This window comes from Streptomyces sp. NPDC051020 (assembly GCF_040683105.1).
GTDB lineage: Bacteria > Actinomycetota > Actinomycetes > Streptomycetales > Streptomycetaceae > Streptomyces.
Genome location: NZ_JBFBCG010000001.1, coordinates 60374 through 83331 on the forward strand (window position 1 = coordinate 60374; position 22958 = coordinate 83331).

The 22958-nt window shown below is 71.2% G+C and carries 15 protein-coding genes and 1 tRNA gene; 7 read left to right on the top strand and 9 right to left on the bottom strand.

Going from position 1 to position 22958, the window contains the following annotated elements:
• Positions 1-5 precede the first annotated feature (5 nt).
• Positions 6-1163: an FHA domain-containing protein gene (locus tag AB0N06_RS00265; RefSeq protein ID WP_366132522.1), complete on the top strand. Its 1158-nt coding sequence runs from the start codon at positions 6-8 to the stop codon at positions 1161-1163.
• Positions 1164-1172: 9 nt separating this feature from the next.
• On the opposite strand, the gene AB0N06_RS00270 is transcribed toward AB0N06_RS00265, so the two are convergent.
• Positions 1173-2159, bottom strand: coding sequence for a methyltransferase domain-containing protein (locus tag AB0N06_RS00270; protein ID WP_366132523.1), 987 nt, complete (start codon positions 2157-2159; stop codon positions 1173-1175).
• Between the two features lie 280 nt (positions 2160-2439).
• On the opposite strand from AB0N06_RS00270, the gene AB0N06_RS00275 reads away from it, so the two are divergent.
• The 4 genes from AB0N06_RS00275 to AB0N06_RS00290 all read left to right on the top strand — a co-directional run bounded on the left by AB0N06_RS00275 (position 2440) and on the right by AB0N06_RS00290 (position 10110).
• Complete coding sequence (locus tag AB0N06_RS00275; RefSeq protein WP_366132524.1) at positions 2440-2844, top strand: globin; 405 nt, start codon at positions 2440-2442, stop codon at positions 2842-2844.
• Positions 2845-3030: 186 nt separating this feature from the next.
• Positions 3031-6339: an ABC transporter permease gene (locus AB0N06_RS00280; RefSeq protein ID WP_366132525.1), complete on the top strand. Its 3309-nt coding sequence runs from the start codon at positions 3031-3033 to the stop codon at positions 6337-6339.
• A 1-nt stretch (position 6340) separates the two neighbouring features.
• Positions 6341-9154, top strand: a complete 2814-nt coding sequence (locus AB0N06_RS00285) for an FtsX-like permease family protein (protein ID WP_366132526.1) — start codon at positions 6341-6343, stop codon at positions 9152-9154.
• On the top strand, positions 9151-10110 hold the full coding sequence (locus AB0N06_RS00290; protein ID WP_366132527.1) for an ABC transporter ATP-binding protein: 960 nt from the start codon (positions 9151-9153) through the stop codon (positions 10108-10110). The genes AB0N06_RS00285 and AB0N06_RS00290 overlap by 4 nt, the downstream gene beginning before the upstream one ends.
• Before the next feature lie 83 nt (positions 10111-10193).
• Here AB0N06_RS00290 and AB0N06_RS00295 read toward each other — a convergent pair whose 3' ends face one another.
• The 7 genes from AB0N06_RS00295 to AB0N06_RS00325 form a co-directional block, all read right to left on the bottom strand.
• A complete protein-coding gene (locus tag AB0N06_RS00295) occupies positions 10194-10880 on the bottom strand; it encodes a hypothetical protein (RefSeq protein WP_366132528.1) in 687 nt (228 codons plus the stop codon).
• Positions 10877-11299, bottom strand: coding sequence for a thioesterase family protein (locus AB0N06_RS00300; RefSeq protein ID WP_366132529.1), 423 nt, complete (start codon positions 11297-11299; stop codon positions 10877-10879). Before AB0N06_RS00300 ends, AB0N06_RS00295 begins: the two co-directional genes overlap by 4 nt.
• 5 nt (positions 11300-11304) lie before the next feature.
• Complete coding sequence (ettA, locus tag AB0N06_RS00305; protein ID WP_366132530.1) at positions 11305-12969, bottom strand: energy-dependent translational throttle protein EttA; 1665 nt, start codon at positions 12967-12969, stop codon at positions 11305-11307.
• Between the two features lie 196 nt (positions 12970-13165).
• On the bottom strand, positions 13166-14608 hold the full coding sequence (locus AB0N06_RS00310; protein ID WP_366132531.1) for an LAETG motif-containing sortase-dependent surface protein: 1443 nt from the start codon (positions 14606-14608) through the stop codon (positions 13166-13168).
• Positions 14609-14824: 216 nt separating this feature from the next.
• Positions 14825-15385, bottom strand: a complete 561-nt coding sequence (locus AB0N06_RS00315; RefSeq protein WP_366132532.1) for a single-stranded DNA-binding protein — start codon at positions 15383-15385, stop codon at positions 14825-14827.
• A 92-nt stretch (positions 15386-15477) separates the two neighbouring features.
• On the bottom strand, positions 15478-17412 hold the full coding sequence (locus tag AB0N06_RS00320) for a GTPase (protein ID WP_366132533.1): 1935 nt from the start codon (positions 17410-17412) through the stop codon (positions 15478-15480).
• Positions 17409-19061, bottom strand: a complete 1653-nt coding sequence (locus AB0N06_RS00325) for a dynamin family protein (RefSeq protein WP_366132534.1) — start codon at positions 19059-19061, stop codon at positions 17409-17411. Before AB0N06_RS00325 ends, AB0N06_RS00320 begins: the two co-directional genes overlap by 4 nt.
• 318 nt (positions 19062-19379) lie before the next feature.
• On the opposite strand from AB0N06_RS00325, the gene AB0N06_RS00330 reads away from it, so the two are divergent.
• Both AB0N06_RS00330 and AB0N06_RS00335 read left to right on the top strand, forming a co-directional pair.
• A tRNA-Arg gene (locus AB0N06_RS00330) sits at positions 19380-19452 on the top strand.
• A gap of 1550 nt (positions 19453-21002) precedes the next feature.
• The gene (locus tag AB0N06_RS00335) at positions 21003-22442 is read left to right on the top strand and encodes a glycosyltransferase family 39 protein (RefSeq protein WP_366132685.1); all 1440 of its coding nucleotides are present in this window, start codon (positions 21003-21005) and stop codon (positions 22440-22442) included.
• Positions 22443-22498: 56 nt separating this feature from the next.
• Here AB0N06_RS00335 and AB0N06_RS00340 read toward each other — a convergent pair whose 3' ends face one another.
• The gene (locus AB0N06_RS00340; RefSeq protein ID WP_366132535.1) at positions 22499-22855 is read right to left on the bottom strand and encodes an SAM-dependent methyltransferase; all 357 of its coding nucleotides are present in this window, start codon (positions 22853-22855) and stop codon (positions 22499-22501) included.
• Positions 22856-22958 lie beyond the last annotated feature (103 nt).

Genomic DNA, 22958 nt, shown 5'->3' on the forward strand with positions numbered 1-22958 from the left:
CCGACATGCCGACCTGCCCGAACGGACACCAGTCGGGTTCCGAGGACTGGTGCGAGGTCTGCGGCCATCGCATGGCCGGGGCCGGCGCGCCTGCGGGTGCAGTCCCCCCGCCGCCTCCACCGCCGCCCGCGCCCGGATACAGCCACCCGCAGGGCCCCGGCTCCGGCGCCACCCAGCAGGCAGAACTCTGCCCGCAGTGCCGCACCCCGCGTGAGGCGATGGCGCCGTTCTGCGAGGAGTGCCGCTGGAACTTCCTCACGAACACGGCGACGTCGTACACCCCGCTGGCCCCGCAGCACGGCGGTCCTGGCGGGCCCCGCCCCGGCGGTCCGGTGCCCGGTCTGAACCTGCCGCCCGGCTTCCAGGCGCAGCAGGGGCCGCCCGCGCCGCCGCAGCAGCGCGATCCGTACGAGTACCAGAGCTCGCGGCCCTCGCAGGTGAACCGGTCGGCCGAGCCGCTCACCCCCGGGCCCCCGGCACCGGGCCCGCAGCAGCCGCCGCACCCGTTCCAGCGGCAGGGCCCGCCGCCCCCGCCCTTCCAGCAGCAGGGCCCGCCGCCTCCGCCGTCGTTCCAGCAGCAGAGCGCGCCGCCCTCGTTCGAACAGCCTGCCCCGCCCGCGCCGCCGCAGCCGCAGGCCACGGGTGACGACTGGATGCTGCCACCGCCCTCGCAGCAGCAGGTGCCGACACAACAGCCGTTCCAGAGCCAGAGCCCCGGCCAAGGACCGAATCAGGGGCCTGACCAGAACCAGGCGCCTGCGGGCTGGACGGCGGTCATCGCCCCGGACCGTGAGTACTTCCTGGCGATGATGCAGCGCAGCGGCCCCGAGGCGACCGGGCTCAACCTGCCCGCGTACTCCCCGGAGCAGCGCCTGCCGCTCACCGGCAACCAGGTCACCATCGGCCGTCGCCGGCACAGCACCGGCGAGTCCCCCGACGTCGATCTGTCCGTGCCGCCGGAGGATCCGGGCGTCTCGCACCAGCACGCGGTGCTGGTGCAGCAGCCCGACGGCAGCTGGGCCGTGGTCGACCAGAACTCCACCAACGGCACCACGCTGAACGGCGCCGGGGAACCGATCCAGCCCTACGTCCCCGTACCGCTCCAGGACGGCGACCAGGTGCATGTCGGGGCGTGGACGACGATCACCATCCAGCGCGACTGACCGGGTTTCTCAGCCGGCGATCAGTGGCCAGGCGTACGGCCCTTCGGGGTCGTCCAGCCAGGCCCACTGCCGCCCGTCGCGGACGGTGATGCCGAACCTCTCCCGCTCGGGGCGCTTCTCGCGCTGCCAGAGGGAGAGGGCCTCACGCGGGTCGAGGGTGGTGCCGGTCAGCGCCAGCAGGAACCGGAACAACTCGTTCTCCGCCACCCGCCTCGGCACTTCGCCGGTGTGCGGGTGGCGCACCGGCGGCACCACCACCCCGCGCAGGGGCACGAAGTACGCGGGGGTGTGCAGGAACCGCCCCTCGGCATACGGGCCGTGCGATGACGCTTGCACCCGCAGCAGGATCAGACCGGTCGCGAACGGTGCCAGGATCCGCGCCTGAGGCCTGCACTGCGCCAGCCATGCCTCCGGTACGGACGGCAGGGTGCAGGTCACGATGATCCGGTCGTACGGGCCGCGCTCGGGGCAGCCCCGCGCCCCGTCCCCGGTGATCACCGCCGGGTGATAGCCCGCCGCCGACAGATGGTTGCGGGCCGACTCCGTGATCTCCGGGTCGAGGTCCATCGTGGTCACCGCGTCGTCGCCGAGGCGGTGGGCGAGCAGCGCGGCGTTGTAGCCGGTGCCCGCGCCGATCTCCAGAACGGTGTGGCCGTCCCGTATGTCGAGCTCTTCCAGCATCCGGGCCATCAGCGACGGCTGACTGCTCGACGAGACGAGTTCGCCGTCCCTGATCCGGGTGGCCAGCGCCCCGTCGGTGTACGCGCCGTGCAGCCACTGGGCCTGCCGGGCCGGGTCGGGGTCCTCGCACCAGAGCCGTTCGGGCCCGCTGGTCCCGGTCACGTAGTAGTACGGCACGAACAGATGGCGGGGCACCGTCTCGAACGCGGCACGCCAGGCGGGGTCCTCCAGCGCCCCGCCCTCGGCGATCCCCCGCGCCATCGCCCACCGGGCCTCGGCGCCGGCCTCCGCGAACTGATCCAGATGTGGGCCCATACCTCCACTCTCCCGCTCGCGCCCCCCGGAAGCGACGAGGCGGACGGCGGGCCGGACCTCGGGGTTGCGGTTCCCTGTGCGGCTCGCCCGGTGGGGAACGGGTGCGCCGACGGCCTGTGCGGTCGTGGTGGGCGGTGGTGCGGCGGCGTTCGCCGGCGGGCTGCTCTCCCGGCGGTACCGGCACAGGTGAGTGCCCCCGGGGAGACTGAGCCGTCCGGGTCTGCCGGGTCCGGGTCCTAGGACCCGGGTCCTCGGCCGGTGCGTCTGCGACCATGGACGGGTGACAGAGAATCCGCACGACACGCTTCAGGAGCAGACCTTCTACGAGCAGGTCGGCGGCGAGGAGACCTTCCGGCGCCTGGTACACCGCTTTTACCAGGGGGTAGCCGAGGACCCGTTGCTGCGGCCGATGTATCCGGAGGAGGACCTGGGGCCGGCCGAGGAGCGGTTCGCCCTGTTCCTGATCCAGTACTGGGGTGGCCCCCGGACGTACAGCGAGCAGCGCGGTCACCCCCGGCTGCGGATGCGGCACGTCCCGTTCCGGGTGGACCGGGCCGCGCACGATGCCTGGCTGGGCCGGATGCGGGAGGCTCTCGACGAACTCGGGCTGTCCCCGGCGCACGAGCGGCAGCTCTGGGACTACCTCACGTACGCCGCCGCCTCGATGGTGAACACCGAGGGCTGACGGCGCAGCCCCGTCCCCTTATCCCCCACACACGCATGGACTGTGCGGAATGCGGTGCTCCGCCGTCGGATAACGGTCACGATCCCATCAAGGTGTGTGCGTAAGCGGTTTCCAGCAGGGGGTGCGCTCTGAAAGCATCCGGGGAGCGTCGGGGGGCGTGCGGGGTAACCATGTCGAGGGGGCCAGGTGACGGGGTTCGTCTTTCTGCGGGTGAGGGCGCATCGGCTCCTTCTTACCGCAGCCGTCCTGGCCGTCCTGCTCACCACATCGGTACTGGCGGCGCTCACCGCCTTCTCCGGCTCCATCGGCGACGCGGCCCTGCGCCACACGCTCACCCACCGCTCCGCCGCGTCCGCGTCGCTCGTCGTCTTCGCGCAGGTGGCGCGCGAGCAGCAGGGAGCGGCCGACCAGGCCGCGCGCAAGGCCGCCCGGGAGACGTTCGACGGCCTGCCGGTGACCGTACGGAAGCTGGAGGCCTCGGGGGCGTACGCGCTGCCGCGCAGCCTGCAGGCTCCGGAAGCCCGGCGCGGCAACCCCGATCTCACCCGGTTCGCCTCGCTCGACCCCAGCCGCGTCCGTCTCACCGCAGGCCGCATGCCCAGCGCCGGGAGTGGGAAGAGCGGCGGCCCCGTCGAGGTGGCCCTGCCCTCCGCCGTCGCCGATGTCCTGAAGCTGAAGCCCGGCGCACGACTCACGCTCACCAGTCGGCTCGCCGACGGCACCAGGCAGCCGGTCCTGATCACCGGCCTCTACAAAGCGGCCGACCAGGCCGACCCGTACTGGCAGTTGGACGAACTCGGCGGGCGCGGCGTCCGCAAGGTCTCCTTCACCACGTACGGTCCGCTGCTCACCGATCCCGCCGTGCTCGCCTCCGGGCGGATCAGCCCCGGCGGGATGTCATGGGTGGCCTCAGCCGACTTCCGAACCGTCACCACGGACCGCATCGACACGCTGCGCACCACAGCGACCAAGGGTCCGAAGGCACTCCTCGCAGCCCCTGCGTTCAAGGGCGGGGCCACCGCGCAGACCTCGCTGCCCACCGTCCTCGACCAGATCGACCGGGCGCTCCTGGTCTCCCGCTCGACCCTGATGATCGTCGCCGTGCAACTGGTGCTGCTCGCCGGTTACGCGCTGCTGCTCGTGGCCCGGCTGCTGAGCAGTGAGCGCGGCGGGGAGACGGAACTGCTGCGGGCCCGCGGTGGTTCGCGCGGCCGGATCACCTCGCTCGCCGCGATCGAGGCACTCCTGCTCGCGCTGCCGGCCGCCGTCATCGCCCCACTGCTGGCCGGGCCGCTGACCCGGCTCCTTGCGGACCGCAGTGAGCTGACCCGGATCGGGCTGCGGCTCGACGGCGGCGCGACCGGCACCGTGTGGCTGGTGGCCGCCGCCGTCGCGCTGGCCTGTGCGCTGGCCGTCGTCGCGCCCGCGCTGGCCGCCAGCGCGGGGGTGCGCAGCCGCAGCCGGGCCGCCGCGCTGCCCGGACCGGTGCGCGCGGGCGCCGACATCGGGCTGCTGCTGATCGCGGCGGTGGCCTACTGGCAGCTCGACCGGCAGACCGGCAGCGGTGCGCTCAATGGTGACCGGGAGGGCGGTCTCGGACTCGATCCGCTGCTCGTCGCCGCGCCCGCGCTGCTGCTGCTCGCGGGCACCGTCCTGACGCTGCGGCTGCTGCCGCCCGTGGCCAGGCTGGCGGAACGTCGTGCGGCGGGCGGCCGGGGGCTGTCCACCGCACTGGCCGGCTGGCAGCTCAGCCGCCGTCCACTGCGCGGTGCCGGACCGGTGCTGCTGCTGGTCCTTTCTGCCGCGATGGGCATGCTGGCGATCGGGCAGAGCGCGTCCTGGGACCGTTCGCAGGGCGACCAGGCCGACTTCAGGACCGGTGCGTCGGTACGCATGATGGGCGGCGTCAACGGCGATCCGACGAAGGCGGGCACATACGCAGAGCTGCCGGGGGTACGGGAGGCGGCGCCCGCCTTCCGTACGACGGTGGATCTGTCCGGCGACCGCACGGCCGACGTGGTCGCCCTGGACACCGCGCACGCCGACGAGCGAATGCTGATGCGCGGCGATCTCACCGACGGGCCGGCGGACGGGCTGTTCGGCTCGATCGCACCGCCGAAGAGCGCGCGGGCCGGGCTGCTGCTGCCGAAGGGCAGCAGGGAGATCCGGTTCGACCTGCGGATCACCGTGGCCTCGGCGCCGCACCGGGCGTCGCCGTCCGGCATGGCCCCGCAGGTCACCGTGGAACTGGAGGACCGTTACGGCGTTCCGTACCGGGTTTTCCTCGGATCCGTACCGGCCGACGGCCGGGCGCACCCCCAGTCACTCGCGGTGGCGGCCGCCGGTGAGTTCGCCGTGACCGGGTTCCAGCTGAACGACAGCCAGCCCATAGACCGGGACGAGACGCACCGGGTCGCCGTGAGCCGGCTGCGGACCGTGACCACGGACGGCACCGAGCAGCCGGTCCCCGTCCCCGCCGGATTCGGCTGGCGGGGCGCCAGCTTCCTCAACGAGACGGAGCCGCGTGGCTCCGTCGACGCGGCCGCGTCCGACCAGAACCCGCTGACGGTCGGATACGACACCGGGTCCGTTCCGGCCGAGGAGGTGGTGTACAGGGGGGTGCCGTTCCTCACCGTGCGGGTCGTCGCGGCCCGCGCCGAGGCCCCGGCACTCCGCGCGGTCGCCACCGACACCTATCTGAAGGCGGCCGGGGCGAAGGTGGGCCAGGACGTCGATGTCACGCTGGCCGGCGAAACGGTCCGGGTGAAGATCGTGCGGTCGGTCCGTCAGCTGCCCACCACCGGGCCCGGCGCCACCACCACCGCCGCTGCCGCCGAGGCGTACCGGCTCCGGGACGGCGGCGCGCTGCTGCTCGACCTCAAGGCCCTCGGCCAGGTCCTCGCGGACCGCCCGAACGCGGTCCTCACCGCCACCGAATGGTGGCTGAGCACCGACCCCGGCCAGGCCGGGAAGGCCGCCGCCGCGCTCCGTGAACAGCCCGACACCGACCCGGCGCAGGTCCTGGTCCGCGACGAGGTGGCCCAGGATCTGCTGGGCGACCCGCTTGGCCTCGGGCCGCAGTCCGCGCTGCTCGCGGTGGCGGTCGTCGCCGCCGCGCTGGCAGCGGCCGGCTTCGCGGTGAGCGCCGTCGGATCGCAGCGCGAACGGTCCGCCGAATTCGCCCTGCTGCGGGCGCTGGGTGCGCCGCGCCGCGGGCTGGCCCGGATGCTCGCCGCCGAGCAGGGCGTGCTGATCGCCATCTCGCTGCTGGTCGGGTTCGCGCTCGGGACCGTACTGACCAGGGCCGTCGTGCCACTCATCGTGCTGACCGGGCAGGCCGCCCAGCCGGTGCCGCCCGTGCTGGTGCAGCTGCCGGCCGGGCAGGTCGCCGCGCTGCTGGCGGGCGTCGCCGCGCTGCCGCTGCTGATCGTGGCAGCGCTCGCCCTGCGCCGCGCCGACCCGGCGATTTCGGTGCGCCACCAGGGGGACAACTGACATGAGTCCGCGTTCCGACAGCGGTCGTTCCGCAGCCATCGCCCGGGCCGGTGCCTGTGCCCCGTGGGTCCGCACCCGGCTGCGTACCGCGCCCGGGGCCGCCTGCGCGCTCGGGTTGCTGGTGCTGCTCACCGCGTTCCTCGCCGCCGCGTTCCCGCGGGCCGTCGACGTGTATGAGACCAAAGGGCTGCGCCACGAGGTGGCCGTGGAGGACCCCTGGCGCAGCGTGCTGGAGCTGACCGCTCCGCCGCCCGCCCCGGGGGTGGAGGCGGAGCGCGAGGCCGCAGTGCGTGGGGAGGCGCTGGGCGCAATCCACCGCAAGGTCCTCGCCGGGCTGCCCGAACCGGTGCGCGCCGACACTTCCCAGTCCTCGTACGGCATCCACACGACGGAGCCGATCGCCGCCGGGGAGAAATGGCTGCCCCGGCCCAGCGGCCTCGACCCCGAGCTGACGTACGCGACCCCGTCGGCCCTGCCGGCCCACGCCACGCTGCGCGACGGCGCCTGGCCCACCGTCCACGGAGAGGTCACCACGGCCGCCACGGAGGTCGAGGCCGTGGTCACCGAAGCAACCGCCAAGGCCCTGCGGTTCAAGGTGGGTTCGACGATCGCGGTACCGACCCGGGACGGGCGGCCGCTGACCGTACGGATCACCGGCATCGTCGCCCCGAAGCTTCCGGAGGCCCCCTACTGGTCGTTCGAGCGCCTGCTGCGTACCCCGTCACTGGTCGCGAAGCCCGGCGCGGATCCCCCTCACTACTGGATAGCGGCCCTGCTGCTGCCGCCGGACGCCGCGCCCGCGCTGCTCGCCACGACCGGTGTGCCCGCGCCGTACTGGCGGATCGCGCCGGACGCCGACCGGCTCACCGCGGGCGACGTGGACCGGCTGCGTTCCCGGGTGGCTTCTCTGGAGAGCGGCCCCGAGCTGCTGAAGCTGCGTGCGCTGGCCGGTCCGGCGACACTGACGACCGATCTGGACACGGTCCTCACCGAGTACGACGCGATGCGTTCGGCGATCAGCCAGGTCGTCACGGTCGCCGCCGTCGGGATCGGTGCCGTCGCCGCCGTCGTCCTGCTGATGACGGGCGGCCTGCTCGCCGCCCGCCGCCACAGCGAACTGGCTCTGCTGCGCTCGCGCGGCGGATCGCTGCGCGGCATCGGCGGACGGCTGCTCGCCGAGACCGCGGTGACGACGGTGCCCGCGGCGGCGCTCGGTCTGCTGCTCGCCGTTGCCGCCGTCGGCCAGGCCCGGCTGTGGCCCGCGGTCATCGGGGCCGCAGCCGTCGCCGTCCTGGTCTGTGTTGCCCTGCCACTGAGTACGACGCTCCGTCACCGCAGACCGCTCCTGCACGGCGCCCGCGACGACATGATGACCGCCCGCCCATCTCGGCGGCGCACGGTTGGCGAACTCACCCTGCTGGTCCTGGCCGTCGGCGCGGTCGCCGCGCTGCGCCGCCGCGGTACCGCGGCGGACGGTGGTTCGGACTTCCTGGTCAGCGCCGCTCCCGTGCTGGTCGGGCTGATCGCGGCGCTGGTCCTCGCCCGCCTGTACCCGCTGCCGCTGCGGCTCGCCTCCCGCTCCGTCGCACGGCTGCGCGGCGCGATCGGCTTCCTCTCACTGGCCCGTGCCGGGCGCGCATCGGCGAGCGGCGCACCGGCCCTGCTGGCGCTGCTGGTCGCGCTGACGACGACGGCGTTCGGCGGCTCGGTGCTGGCTGCGGTCGCCGACGCCCGGGACGACGCGGCGGTGCTGGCCACCGGTGCGGACGCCCGGATCAGCGGCGAGGGCAATACGGTACCGCTGCCGGACCGGCTGGTCCGGGACGTACGGAAGGCGGGCGGCGTACGGGAAGTGGCGCCGGTCCAGATCGAGTACGGCGTTGCGCTGACGACCAGCGACCTCGGCATCGACGCGAGGGCCGCGCTGGTCGGCGTCGATCCGGGGACGTACGCCAGGCTGGCCCGCGCGACCGGTCTCGGACCGTTCCCCGCGGACCGGCTGAAGGCCACCGGAGCGGCGCCCGGGAAGGGCACGCCGCCGTCGAAGGACCGGGTGCTGCCCGTCCTGGCCTCGCCGGCTGTGGCCAAGCGGCTCGGCACACAGCCGCGCTCCGTCACCGCGCAGGCCGGGGACTTCAAGGTGCGGGTCGTCGGAACCGTGGCGCGTACGCCGGCCGTCGACACCGCCGACTTCCTGATCGTCGACGCCGCGTCCCTCACCAACCGGCAGACCACCACCCTGCTGGTCACCGGCGACTCCCCGGACGCGAAGGCGCTGCGCGCGGCCGCGCACCGGGCGGGCTCGAAGTTCTCCGTGCAGCTACGGTCCGAGGAGCGCGCGGCGTTCGTCGACACCCCCATGCAGTCGGGCGCCGAGCGGATCTACGCGGCGGCAATCGCGGCCGGCGCGGGCTACGCACTGCTCGCCGTGCTGCTGTCGCTGCTGCAGGCCGCACCGGAACGCACCGCGCTGCTGGCCCGGCTGCGGACCATGGGCCTCACCCGTCGGCAGGGCCGACGGCTCCTCGGCCTGGAGGCGACGCCGCAGGCACTGCTGGCCGCCGCCGGCGGTCTTCTCGTCGGCTGGGCGACGATCGCCCTTCTGGCACCCGGCGTCGACCTCGTACAGCTGGCGCTGTCCAGCGGGCCCGGATCCGACGCACTCGACACCGCTCAGCTGCGCGCCGACCCGTGGTCGCTGGCGCTCCCGGCGCTCGGCGTGGTCGCACTCGCCGCCGCCGTGGCAGCCGTGCAGGCCTGGTGGGCCGGGCGCCGTGGATCGATCACCGAACTCAGGGCAGGAGACACCCGATGACGTCGACGACCGAGAGCACGCTGACGGAGCTCGAACGGCGGGCCGCCGCACGCCGCGAACGGCCCTCATACGGGCACGACGCGCTGATCGCCTGCGATCGGCTGGTCCGCATCTTCAGTGCGGACGGGGTGGAGGTGCAGGCCCTCCAGGGGCTCGATCTGCTGGTCACCAAGAGCGAGTTGATGGCACTCGTCGGGGCGTCCGGCAGCGGCAAGTCGACCCTGATGAACATTCTGGCGGGCCTCGACGTGCCGACGGCCGGGTCGGCGAAGGTCGGGGGCTGCGATCTGCTGTCGATGGGCCCGAAGGAACGGCTCCGCTACCGCCGGGACGTCGTCGGGTTCGTCTGGCAGCAGACCGGCCGTAATCTGCTCCCGTACCTCACCGCCGTCCAGAACGTCACGCTGCCCATGCAGCTGCGCGGCCGCGGCCCGAAGGGCGAACGCGCGGCGCGCGCCGAGTCGCTGCTGCAGATGCTGGAGGTCGGGGACTGTCGCGACCGGCGGCCCCCGCAGATGTCCGGCGGCCAGCAGCAGCGGGTGGCGATCGCGGTCGCGCTCGCCAACAACCCCTCGGTGCTGCTCGCCGACGAACCGACCGGCGAGCTGGACTCGGCGACGGGCGAGCAGGTTTTCGCCGCGTTCCGCCGGGCCAACGAGGAGCTGGGGACCACCATCGTGATCGTCACCCACGACCAGGCGGTGGCGAGCGAGGTCCGCCGTACGGTCGCCATCCGCGACGGCCGTACGTCGTCCGAGGTGCTGCGCCGTACGGAGGTGGACGCGGCAACGGGGCAGGAATCCCAGGTGGCCCGCGAGTACGCGATGCTCGACCGCGCAGGGCGGCTGCAGCTGCCCGCCGAGTACACCGAGACGCTCGGGATGGAGCACCGCGTGATGCTGGAACTGGAGCAGGACCACATCGGGGTGTGGCCGGACGACCAGCCGCACCCGTAACCGGAGTTACTGGTGCTGGCCCCAGGGGGCTTCGGCCCGGTGCGGCACCGGCCGACTGGGCCGATGCATCGGCCCGCCGGTGCTCAGCTCGCGCCCACCGTCACCGCGAGGTTGCCGAGTCCGCTGCCCGCGCCGCGCACGGCGATCGAGCCGAACGGGGTACGCAGCCGCAGCCAGGTCCCGGCCGCGAGCAGCGCGACCGGGAAGTCCGGCGCCGGGCGGAGGAAGCCGAGGGACTGGGCGGCGTGGACGGCCCGCAGTGGAAGCGGGGTTCCGCCGACCGTGCGCGACCAGATCTCGCGGCCGATCAGGTCCCGCTCCGCCCTCGTACGCCGGCCCTCGGGCAGCGCCTCGTCGCGGGAGCGGAACTCCGCCACCGCGGCGGTGACGGCGGTGCGCAGGGAGACGGGGTCGGGCAGTCCGGGCCGTTCCTGCCAGCCGGTGCGCGGCGGGAGCATCCCCGTCCACGGGGGCCCGGTGACGGGCGCGGGCAGCCCGCCACGGGAATCACCCGTCTCGACGTCGAGCGACTCGAGGAGTTCACCGGCGGACACGGTGATGTCGAAGTCCATCGGGCCGGCCAGCCGCGCCGTCCGGATCGCGAGGACCTCGAACGACGGCGGCCTGCCGAACACGGCCAGTGCGCCGCCGCCCGCCTGCAACCGGACGGCGGCCGCCCGGTCGTAGTGCAACAGGCGGCCGAGGAAGGCGGCGAGATCCGCCGCCTCCCTCGCGTCCGCGAAGTGCAGCGACTGCACGGACACCGTCATACGGCGGCGGGCTCCTCGGCCAGGTACTCCTGGAGGAAGAGCTTCTCCTCCGCGGAGATCCGCCGGGGTCGCTCCTCTGCCAGGTCGTACGGCACGACGACGGTCGAGGCCCGTACATACACCTGGTCCGGGTCCTTGATCTCGTACGAGATCGTCAGGGACGCGGCACCTATTTTCGTGACCCAGGACTCGACGGTCACCGGCGCGTGCCGGTGGACCAGCGGGCGCACGTAGTCGATCTCGTGCCGGGCCACGACGGACCCGCCGGCGAAGGACGGCGAGCCGTCCCCCGGCGCCAGCCGGAACATGAAGTCGATGCGCGCCTCCTCCAGGTACCGGAGGAAGACCACGTTGTTGACGTGGCCGAAGGCATCCATGTCCGACCAGCGCAGCGGGCAGCTGTAGATGTGACGAGCCAAGACGATCAGCCTCGCGTGAGCTTCTTGTACGTGGCGCGGTGCGGGCGGGCCGCGTCCGCACCGAGGCGGTCGACCTTGTTCTTCTCGTACGACTCGAAGTTGCCCTCGAACCAGTACCACTTGGAGTCGCCCTCGTACGCCAGGATGTGCGTGGCGACGCGGTCCAGGAACCAGCGGTCGTGGGAGATGACCACGGCCGCACCCGGGAACTCCAGGAGTGCGTTCTCGAGCGAGGACAGGGTCTCGACGTCGAGGTCGTTGGTGGGCTCGTCGAGGAGCAGCAGGTTGCCGCCCTCCTTGAGCGTCAGCGCCAGGTTGAGGCGGTTGCGCTCACCACCGGAGAGCACGCCGGCCGGCTTCTGCTGGTCCGGGCCCTTGAAGCCGAACGCGGAGACGTACGCCCGCGACGGCATCTCGACCTGGCCGACGTTGATGTAGTCGAGCTCGTCCGACACGACCGCCCAGAGGGTCTTCTTGGGGTCGATGTTGGCGCGGCTCTGGTCGACGTAGGAGATCTTGACGGTCTCGCCGACCTTGATGCCACCGGAGTCCGGCGTCTCCAGGCCCTGGAGCATCTTGAACAGCGTGGTCTTGCCCGCGCCGTTCGGACCGATGACGCCGACGATGCCGTTGCGCGGCAGCGTGAACGACAGGTCGTCGATGAGGACCTTGTCGCCGAAGGCCTTCGAGAGGTTCTCGACCTCGACGACGATGGAACCGAGCCGCGGGCCCGGCGGAATCTGGATCTCCTCGAAGTCCAGCTTCCGCATCTTGTCCGCCTCGGCCGCCATCTCCTCGTACCGGGCGAGACGCGCCTTGGACTTGGTCTGCCGGCCCTTGGCGTTGGAGCGGACCCACTCCAGCTCTTCCTTGAGCCGCTTGGCGCGCTTCTCGTCCTTGCGGCCCTCGACCTTGAGGCGGGTGGCCTTCTTGTCGAGGTACGTGGAGTAGTTGCCCTCGTACGGGAGCGCGCGGCCACGGTCCAGCTCGAGGATCCACTCGGCGACGTTGTTCAGGAAGTAGCGGTCGTGCGTGACGGCGACGACGGCGCCCGTGTACTTCGAGAGGTGCTGCTCCAGCCAGTTCACCGACTCGGCGTCGAGGTGGTTGGTGGGCTCGTCGAGGAGGAGCAGGTCCGGGGCCTCGATCAGCAGCTTGCAGAGCGCGACGCGGCGCTTCTCGCCACCGGAGAGGTTGACGACCGGCCAGTCGCCGGGCGGGCAGCCCAGGGCGTCCATGGCCTGCTCCAGCTGGGCGTCCAGGTCCCACGCGTTGGCGTGGTCCAGGTCCTCCTGGAGCTTGCCCATTTCCTCCATCAGCGCGTCCGAGTAGTCCGTCGCCATGAGCTCGGCGACCTCGTTGAAGCGCGTGAGCTTGCCCATGATCTCGGCGGCGCCGTCCTGGACGTTCTCCAGCACGGTCTTCGACTCGTCGAGCAGTGGCTCCTGCATGAGGATGCCGACGCTGAACCCGGGCGACAGGAACGCGTCACCGTTGGACGGCTGCTCCAGGCCCGCCATGATCTTCAGCACCGTGGACTTACCGGCACCGTTGGGGCCCACGACACCGATCTTCGCGCCGGGCAGGAAGTTCAGGGTGACGTCATCGAGGATCACCTTGTCGCCGTGCGCTTTGCGCGTCTTGCGCATGGTGTAGATGTACTCAGCCAAGAGAAACCGTCCGGCTATCGATGTGTGGGCAGATACACCCCATCTTGCCTGACGTCCACCCTGCGGGGGAAACCCGTCCGGCCGACGGTACGCCCCATCGGCGCCTTCCGGTACGCGACAGCCCCGGTACACGTGGGCGTACCGGGGCTGTCATCAGCGCATCGTGACGATGTGGCCCCGATGCGTCACTCTTTGTTTACTCCGCGGTGGTCTGCGTCTCCCGCTTGCGGAGGAGGAAGACCGCGCCGCCGCCGACGACGACCAGGGCGATGGCGATGCCCGCGATGACCGGGGTGGCGCTCGAGCCACCGGTCTCGGCGAGGTCGCCCCCGGTACCGGCCGAGCTGCCGCCGGCCGTGGCCGGGGAGGGCTGGGCGAGGGTCTGGGTGTCGGGGCCGCCGGTGGAGCTGCCGCTGGTCTTGCAGTCCAGGACGCCCTTGAACGTCTCGGTGAACCCGCCGGGACCGGTGATCGTGAAGTCGTACGCCTGGTCCTCGGCGACCGGGAGGGTCACCGTCTGCGACGCGCCGGCCTCGACGGTGTGCTTGATGCCGGCCAGCTCGAAGGTGAATGCCTCGTCGCCCTCGTTGCTCGCGGTGACGTCCACACCACCCTTGGCGCAGTTCTTCTTCGCGGTGACCGCGGGGATCGCGCCCTTCTTGGCCCAGGTCGCGGTGGCGGTCGCGGAGACCGTGGACTCGCTGGAGCCGGCCAGGATCTGCGTCTGGCTCTTGGTCACTCCGGCGAAGGCCCGGCCGACCGGCACCGAGGTGGTGGCCTGGACGGTCAGCGAGGCGGTGCCGTCGGCGGCGCCCGCCGGGACGTCGAAGTAGAGCTCGGCGCCGTTGGCGGCGGCGGTGACGGGCTTGCCGCTCTTGTCGGTGACCTTGACGCCGCTGGCCGAGTCGGCGGGCGGGGTCACCGAGACCTGGCCGGCGTTGGTGCGGACGGTGACCGGCCCGAGCCGCTCACCGGACCGGCCGGAGACCGCGGCCGGGTCCAGGGCGAGGGACGCCTTCGGCTCGGCGACGTCCTGGGCCTGCTTCTCAAGCCAGTCGGCGAGCTTCTCGGCCTGCTTGTCGGCGGCCTCGACATCGGCGTCGTCCGAGTAGCGCCAGATGGCGACCTGGGTGCCCGCCGCCGCGGTCCGCTCGGTGAGCGGCCCGGTGCCGGCCTTGTCGGCGAGCGCCGCGAGGTCATCGATCTGCGGGTAGGAGTGCTCCAGGATCCAGCGGATCCGGCCCGCGTTCTTGTTGGCGCCGAGCGACGTCTGGTTCCAGGGAGTCTCCAGGTACTTCGCCTGGTCCTGGGTGGGGTTATGGATGTCGATGCAGTACGTCTTGAGCTTGCCGCCGCCGTCGACGGTCATCTCGAAGAGCCCGGCGGGCAGTTCCTGCTTCTTCCCGTCCGTGGTGAGCACGGCCCGGTCGTAGGTCTTCAACCCGTCCAGCACCGCGCTGGCTCCACCCTGGTGCTGCGGCGCCTCGTCGGCGGTCGCAGTGCCCGCGCCGACGAGGGCCCCGGCTATGACGAGTCCGGATGCCACCACCGATGCGGCCAGCCGGGCAATGCCCCGGCCCCGTGGCGGATTCGCCCCCGCATTGGACGATGAAAAGGTCGCTGAAGAAGCAAAAAACACAGATGTCCCCTCTGGGCGAGGCCTTCCGCGCCTGATGCGCGTGTGGGGATTGCCCCGCCAGTCGACTCAAGTACCCCGTGAGTACTGGGGAATCCTAAGGAAGCGACAAAGCACAGTCCCCCGTCATACCGTCGTACAACCATTCCGAATCAGAATCGTTATCGCCGACCTGTTTACCGCCCGCCGCCGCCCCCGATCCCCCCGCCCCGAACGGCGTCACGGCGCCGACGCCAGCTCAGGGATCGGCTCTTGACGCATCATCATCCCCACCGGCGTCTGCGCCGGCGTCCCCGTCGTCTCCCCCGATTCGACTGCCGCCCGCCGTCGCCCCTGCTCGGCAGCCTCCCCCCTTCCTCGCACATCTCCCGCCCCGTCCCGCCCGTCCCTCCTGCCCGGTCGTGCCGTCAGCGTCGGGTCACCCCGCAGCACCCGCCGGAACGCCGACGTCCCCCGCGTCAGATCGTGTCCGACCGCCACCGCCTCGATGTCCACGAACGTCCGGCGCTGTCCGTCCCGTTCCTCCTCACGCACCTTCAACCGGCCGTGCACGAGCAGCGGTTCTCCGACGGATACCGAGCCCGCGAGATTCGCCGCCAGTGTGCGCCACGCCCACACGGTGTAGAAGCTGGTGTGCCCGTCCGTCCAGAGCTGTTTCTCCCGGTCCCATCGGCGGGCCGTCACGGCGAACCGGAATCGCGCCATTCCCCCGGTCGCGGTCTCCCGGAATTCCACCCCGGTCGCCGCATTTCCCACCAGCGTCACCACGGTCTCGTTCATGCCTCCGCCTCCCCTTCGGCTCCGTGACCGCTGCCGCGCGGTCACTGATCTCATGCTGAAGGGGAGGCGGGGATCCTGCTGAGGACTGTGGACTACCGGCCGGTTGTGGAAAACTCCGTCACCGCCACGTACCGCTCACGCACCTCCCGGTACCGCACCAGTTCGGCCGCCACCGGATCGAGCACCTTCGCCCGGCCGACGGCCGCCGCCGCCTCGCGCAGGCACCGCTCGGCCTCCTGCCCGTACCGCCGGGCGGGCCCCCGGGCTGCCGCCGCACACGACCACTCGACCAGTGGACCGCCGATCACGCCCGCCAGCATCACCAGCGCGGGCGTGAGCAGTCCCGGTTCGATCACGCCGATGATCTGGCCGACCAGCCAGAGCCCGCCGAAGATCTGCAACAGCGTCATGGACGCCTGCGCCAGCACGGCGGCGGGCCACCACGCGGGCCTCGGCGGCTTGCCACCCACCCGCCCGCTGTGCGCCGCACCCGATGCGCCGGCCACACCGGTGGCCATCACGCCCCCACCGCCGACGGCGGCCGCGGTACCGCGCCCCGCGTCGTCGCCCGCGCCCCTGGCCCGCCCGTGCCCCACCGTTCCGGCCTTCCCGGCCAGCTCGTCCAGCGCCTCCGGCAGCCCCGTCGCCCCCTGCACCGCGGCCTCGCGGACCGCCTGCGCCCAGGGACCCGGCAGCCCGTCCGCGGCGGCGTCCGCCACCGTCCGTACCGCCTGCTCGACGCGTTGCCGGGCGGTCAGCTGTTCCTCCGCGGGCGCCGGCATGGCCGCCGCCCGGTCCGGACTTCCCGGCCGCCGGGTGGACTCGTACCACCGCCACAGCCGCAGCCACGGCGTCCCGCAGGCGCGTCCGGCGTTCCTGCGCCACTCACGTTCGGCGGCCTGACCGGCCGCGGCCGCGCCCACCGCCTCCCCCAGCCGGTCGGCGAACTCCTCGCGGGCCCGTTCCCCGAGTCCCGGCCGCCCCTCGGCGACGTACACCGGCCGCAGCTTCGCCGCCGCGGCGTCCATATCGGCCGAGAGCCGGCGCGCCGCTGCCGTGCGCTCCTGCACGAACCGGCCGAGCAGCTCGCGCAGTTCACCGACGCCTTCGCCGGTGAGCGCGGACAGCGACAGGACGGTGGCGCCCGGTTCGCCGTGTTCGCCGAGCGCCATGCCGTCCTCGTCGAGGAGCCTGCGCAGGTCGTCGAGGACCTGGTCGGCGGAGTCACCGGACAGCCGGTCCACCTGGTTGAGGACGACGAACGTGACCTCCGCGTGGCCGGCCAGCGGTCGCAGATAGCACTCGTGCAGGGCGGCGTCCGCGTACTTCTCGGGATCGACGACCCAGATCACCGCGTCGACCAGGGCCAGCACCCGGTCGACCTGCTCGCGGTGCCCGGCCGCTGCCGAGTCGTGGTCGGGCAGATCGACGAGGACAAGCCCCTGGAGCGCCTCGTCCGCCTCCGTACCGCCCTGCTGCGGCCTGCGCCTGAGGCGTCCCGGGATGGCCAGCCGGTCCAGCAGTCCGGCGGCGCCGTCGGTCCAGGAGCACGCGAGGGGCGCGGCGGTGGTCGGCCGACACAGCCCGGTCTCGGAGATCTGTGCGCCCGCCAGGGAGTTGAAGAGCGTCGATTTGCCGCTGCCGGACGCCCCGGCGATGGCGACGACGGTGTGCCGTGAGGAGAGCCGCTGTCGTGCGGCTGCCTCGTCGAGTACGCGCCCCGCCTCGGCGAGCGTGGTCCCGTCGAGGCGGGCCCGGGACAGCCCGACGAGTTCGCGCAGCGCGTCGAGCCGCGGCCGGAGCGGGCCGCCGGAGGGTACGTACGCCTCGACCTGAGGACGTACGTCGTCGGGGGCGGCCTCGGACGCGGGATCCTCGGGGACCATGGCGAGGGCCGCCGCGCGCCGGGCGATGAGCCCGTCGTCCCACCGGCCCTCGGACGCGGGGGCGTGCCGGCCCTGGCATACGACGACACCACCGGCCTCGCCCTGTTCCTGGCCGTGATCCTGGTCAGTAACGGCAGTCAATGCTGCCCCCTCTCCTTCTGCAGTACGGACAGCGCGGCAATCAGTTCGGCCTGCGGCTCCGGGGCCACGTCGAGCGCGTCGAGCGGCGCCAGCCGCCGGTCGCGCTCGCTGCCCAGCACCCGGTCGAGACAGTTGGTCAGCAGGGCCCCGCCCTTGTCGCGCAGCCGCAGCGCGCCCTGGGCTCCGATACGTTCGGCAAGCTGCTCCCCGGCGCTGCGGGCGCGACGGCCGCCGAGCAGCGCGGCGGCCAGCAGCGCGGCCACCGTCTCGGCGTCGGGTGCGGCGCTGCGTTCCAGTCGGCGCACCTCTTCGTCGGCCAACTCCTCCAGGACCCGCCGCCACCGCCGTACGGCCATGGCGATCCGGCCCCGGACGTCCTCGGCGGCCCCCCATCCCCCGGCTTCCCGGCCCGAGTTCCCGAACCCGAACACACCGGCTGCGGGTTCGCGCTGCCAGGCGGTACGGATCTGCTCGTCTGCGGCAGCCACAGCGCACTGCAGTAGCGCGGCGAGGCTGTCCACCAGCGCTTCGAGGAGTTCCTCTGACGTGCTGTAGTGCGGGTATCCGCGCCATCGGGTACGGGCGTCCCCGGAGAGCACGCCACCGTTCTCCACCCGCCGCCGGACCCGTGCACTCTCCTTCTGGTAGGCGTCCTCGACCACACCGGTGAGCCGCACGGCCGCGGCGTGCTGTGCGGCGACGGCGCCGGCCAGCTCCGGCATCCGCACGTCCATCGAATCGATGACCCCGGCCGCCGTACGCCCCACCGCCTGCTGACGGGCCGCCGGATCGTGTACGCGGTGGCTGAGCCAGGCGCGCAGCGGGGCAACCGCGGTGGTGGGCAGCAGCCCGCTGCCGCCGCCCGCCGACTCGGGCAGTTCCGGGATGGTGAACCGCGGCACCTCACCGAGTCCCGCCTTGGTGAGGAGCGCCCCGTACTGCCGCGAGACCTCGCCGATCACCTGGTGCGGTACCCGGTCGAGCACGGTGACGAGCGAGGCGTCGTACTCCTTCGCGGTGCGCAGCAGATGCCACGGCACCGCGTCGGCGTACCGGGAGGCGGTGGTCACCATGACCCAGACGTCGGCGGCACAGATGAGTTCGGCGGCCAGCACCCGGTTCCGTACGACGAGCGAGTCGATGTCGGGGGCGTCGAGCAGCGCGAGCCCACGGGGCAGACTCGCGGCGGTCTCGACCCGCAGTGTGGTCCCGTCCTCCTCCGTACCGTCGTCGAGCCCGTCGAGCTCGTCGCAGAGGCCGGGGTCCATGGACTCCCCCGGCGGCAGCCAGACCCGGGTCAGCTGCGGCAGCACCCTGCCCCCGGCGAACCAGTGATGGTCATCCGGATGGCAGACAAGGACGGGGATCCGGGTGGTCGGCCTCAGCACCCCGGCCTCACTGACCCGCCGCCCCACGAGCGAATTGACGAGCGTCGACTTCCCGGCGCCGGTGGATCCGCCGATGACCGCGAGCACGGGCGCTTCGGGATCCTTGAGCCGGGGAAGCAGGTAGTCGTCGAGCTGTGCGAGCAGCTCGACCCTGGTCTGCCGGGCACGTGTCACCCCGGGGAGCGGGAGTGGGAGACGCACGGCGGCGACACGGTCGCGCAGGGCGGAAAGTGCGTCGATGAGCTGAGGCCGTACGTCCATGGTCACCACATGCGAAGAATGCCCAATTTTGGCGCCATTTTGAAGCGTATAGCCACCTCTGCGCGCCGATGGCGCCGTCGGGACAGAGGGGGCGAGTGGGACGCAGGCATAACGAGTACACAACACCCGGGGCGCGAGGCGTCAAAAGCGATGCGCGGGCCGCGCCTACCTGCGATTATCGGTTCGCTTCACCGAACCTACACATCGTGCCACGCAGGTGAAGCAACCGGGTCAAGGCGATCGGAGCCCTATCCTTGTCCCGGCAAGGTCACGGACCGGCCCGGCCCCAGGGCTCCGGGCCACCGAGGCCACCATCCGGCCCCCGTAGCTCAGTGGATAGAGCAGGCGCCTTCTAAGCGCTTGGCCGCAGGTTCGAGTCCTGCCGGGGGCACTTTGCCCGCACGACATCAGGCCCTCCCTCGGGAGGGCCTTTTTGCTGGTCATGGCACGGTAGCGGGGGCCATGTAGCGAACGCGTAAGCGCCGGACCCTCCCCAGGTCACGGTGGGGAGGGTCCGGCGCTGTCCGGCTGAACTGTATAGCCTCGCCCGTAGATTGGGCACCACTCCGCCGCGGCTGAGACCGTTTAGCCCCCAGAAGTCGCTGTAGCCGATGTCGGACGCATCACCGCACACTTGCCAGAAGATGTCCGGACGCTCCATTCGAGCCAGGGCTCGAACCATCTCAGTAATACCTCTCCTATTATCGAGACGCAGGATGACGAACTTGTCACCCTTGAATAGCGAAGTGATCCGAATTATCTCATTCACGACACTCATCGGATCGCTGCTGCCATGAAACTGGCCCGCCATCCCGAAACGTTCCTCGAATTTATTCGCGGGAACCGGATCTTCTAGAACGCTGCGACGTTCCGCACTCGGCAGCGTGGCCCAGTCGTTCACCCACTCTTCCAGGTCCGCCCTTCGCACTTCCGCGTGGACGATTGCTGGCTCGCCACCAGAATTCTCCGTTCTCGCACACCCATAAAGGATCACGGTCACAGCATCGCAACCATCGAGCTGCTTGGCCACCACCAGCGATTTCTTCACCTGGTGAGCGAGGGACGACCTCCGCCGCGGCTCGAAGTACCACTTCCGCTCCACGGGCAAAGCCAAGACTACCTTCACAGGTTCTGAATTCATGCCGCGCAATCTAGCACCAACTGTGGCGATTGGAGCACCACTTGAGCACATCCGCGAATCGAAATATCGACGCCCTGTCCGATGCGCTCGGCAAGAACACATCAGACATTCAGAAGCTACTCGAAGACGGATCGGCAAGCTTGGTCCTGGAGCGCTGCGATGAGGAGTGATCCCGTGCCAGACGCGTGCCAGAACAATCGGGGGGCCGCGGTCACTAGCGGTCACGGCAGAGGCCATCTGACGACTGGCTAAGTAACGCTTTCCACAGGTTAAAGCTTCCTTCTCTTCGGTTTGCCCGGTGATTCCCAAGCTCAGGGCTCGTCTACGCGCCCGTTCAGGTGGAAGAGAAGCCACTCGAGCCACTCGGCCTGGCGGGTACGGAATCGTATACTCCGATTTAAGGAATACGACTTCTCTCACGCTTCGGGTCATCTCGGACACCCGATCAAGCCAAAGGTGAATTCTGGCCATACTTTTCAGGCCACACAGGCGCCTCGCGCCAACCAGGGATCGCTCCCATCCAGCCACAGGGGGTCGGAACCAGCCGGGCCGCACTGCGAATCTTCTCCGATGCGAGGCACCGAATGGGCCACGCAGGTAGGGTGTCGAATTATGACGACGAGCTCCGGGAAGGAGCGATCGCGCCCCGATATCGACCATCGCCACCTATAGCTGAAAATAGTCTGGTGATCGACTTGAAGCCGGCTGGCCAGTTTCCGCTGGCGAGTTTTCGTACTCTTCGTCGTCCTGTATCGCAAGGCGCGCCGCAGCACCATTACTCGAGGTCAGAGCAAACGTCCATGAAATCCGCTCCAGTCGCTCTCCGTAGACCTTTCCTCATATGGCTGATTCCGGTGGTGTGGACCGTTGCCTTCGGCTTGTGGGGGCTCTCCCGTCAGGACAGTGTCTGGCGGGACGAGGCTGCGACCTGGCAGGTCGCCCAGCGGTCCACCGAGGACATCGCGCGCATGCTCGAGCACGTCGACGTCGTGCACAGCCTCTATTACCTGTTCATGCACGCGCTCTTTGAATGCTTCGGGCCATCCACCACCGTTTTACGCTTGCCGTCCGTGCTGGCCGTAGCGGTGGGAGCCGCCTGCGTCTCGCTGATCGGTCACCGACTGGCGGGCACATGCGTCGGCCTCGGAGGCGGACTGGTCTTCGGGATGCTTCCGGCCGTGCAGTTCTACCTCCAGGAAGGCCGCCCCTACGCACTGGTGGCGGCCGGGGCTGGGATCTCGACCCTGCTGCTCGTGACCGCGCTGCAAGGACGCGACCGGAGGAGGTACTGGATTGCCTACGGCTGCACCGTCCTCATTTGTGGCTACCTGAACTGGCTGGCGCTGCTGATCCTGCCCGCGCACCTGACGACCCTGGTGTGGACGCGAGCCCCGCGCCAGGTCCGGGTACGTTGGGCTGCGGCTTCGGCGGCCGCCACGGCGGGCGTCCTGCCCCTGATCCTGTTCAGCATGGGCCAGTCCGCCCAGGTGTCCTGGGTGCCGCCGCTGACCTGGCACATGCTCATCGGGCCAGCGGTACTCCTGGCGATCGGCGGACTCGGAAGTCTGGTGGACCGGCGGGCGGGACGACTATCGGTGGCCGCCGTCGGTCTGCCCCTGTTGGCAGTTCCGCAGATCGGCCTGATCGGACTCTCCCTCTTCAAGCCGCTGTTCGTGGACCGCTACATCCTGTTCAGCCTGCTCGGGCTGGCACTGCTGATCGGCACGGTGGTACGCGAGGTTGCGCGACGTTCGCGGAAGGCCTCGGGGTGGGTTCTTCCGGTCATGATCGCCGTCGCCGTGATCTCGCTGCTTCCGCAGTCGCTGGCCAAAAGGTCCCCTGCAAGCAGGGTCGACGACGTCCTGGCAGCGGCCGAACAGACGCGGCGGCTGAAACAGGACGGAGACGGTGTGCTGTTCATACCCGCGGCGCGACGAGACACCATGCTGGTCTCCCCCGATGCCTTCACCGGCCTGCAGGACATCGCCCTCGCCGAGACACCCGAAGAATCCGGAACTCTGAAGGGGGTGGAGGCGAGCCCCTCACAGGTCCGGACGGCGATGCTCGCCCAGCGGCGGATACTCCTGGTCACGGATGCGACACAGGTGGCGAGGCTGACGAAGGGGGAGCGGGACCGCACGAAGATCGAGGTGCTGAGCACGTACTTCACCCTGGTATCCGACGAGCAGGTCCGCGGCCGACGAGTGGCTGTGTACGAGCACCTCGAACCTGCTCCGTGACCGGTGACGGGCCGCCTCCGAGCGGATCGCACCCGACTGCCTCTCCTCAGCCGGCGTCACGGGACCCGCGCCACACCCACGTAGAACCCGCTCCGCCCGTACACCGGCGCGGGTTCCTCCCGATACCACTCGGGCGCCGTCACCAACCCCGGCTCGACGAGCTCCAGGCCCTCAAAGAAGGGCTCGACCTCCTCACGCGTACGCATCCCTCGACCAGCTTGCGAGTGAGCCCGTACGGATCCTGCTTGTCTGACAGGAAATGCATCAGCGCGATGAGTGAGCGTTTTCAGGGTGGCCACCGATGGGGTGACGGCGGCGAGGGCGCAACGCCGAGGCACTCGTGCCGTTGAGGAAGATGTTCGAAGTCTCAACTCGTCAGCGCAGGTGCCTCGTTGGTTTCCTGTCCTGCGCACTCGACCTGCCCCGTGCGCTGGTCGAGTGGGTCACCATGCTCATCGTCACCCGAGAGGGTGACCGCCGCTGCAAGCTCCCACCGGCCCTCCCTCGGGAGGGCCT

Bases quoted from the DNA above. Each gene is read 5' to 3' on its own strand.
- AB0N06_RS00265 (WP_366132522.1), top strand. From the start codon at position 6: ATGCCGACCTGCCCGAACGGACACCAGTCGGGTTCCGAGGACTGGTGC.
- AB0N06_RS00270 (WP_366132523.1), bottom strand. From the start codon at position 2,159: ATGGGCCCACATCTGGATCAGTTCGCGGAGGCCGGCGCCGAGGCCCGG.
- AB0N06_RS00285 (WP_366132526.1), top strand. From the start codon at position 6,341: ATGAGTCCGCGTTCCGACAGCGGTCGTTCCGCAGCCATCGCCCGGGCC.
- AB0N06_RS00290 (WP_366132527.1), top strand. From the start codon at position 9,151: ATGACGTCGACGACCGAGAGCACGCTGACGGAGCTCGAACGGCGGGCC.
- AB0N06_RS00295 (WP_366132528.1), bottom strand. From the start codon at position 10,880: ATGACGGTGTCCGTGCAGTCGCTGCACTTCGCGGACGCGAGGGAGGCG.
- AB0N06_RS00315 (WP_366132532.1), bottom strand. From the start codon at position 15,385: ATGAACGAGACCGTGGTGACGCTGGTGGGAAATGCGGCGACCGGGGTG.
- AB0N06_RS00325 (WP_366132534.1), bottom strand. From the start codon at position 19,061: ATGGACGTACGGCCTCAGCTCATCGACGCACTTTCCGCCCTGCGCGAC.
- AB0N06_RS00335 (WP_366132685.1), top strand. From the start codon at position 21,003: ATGAAATCCGCTCCAGTCGCTCTCCGTAGACCTTTCCTCATATGGCTG.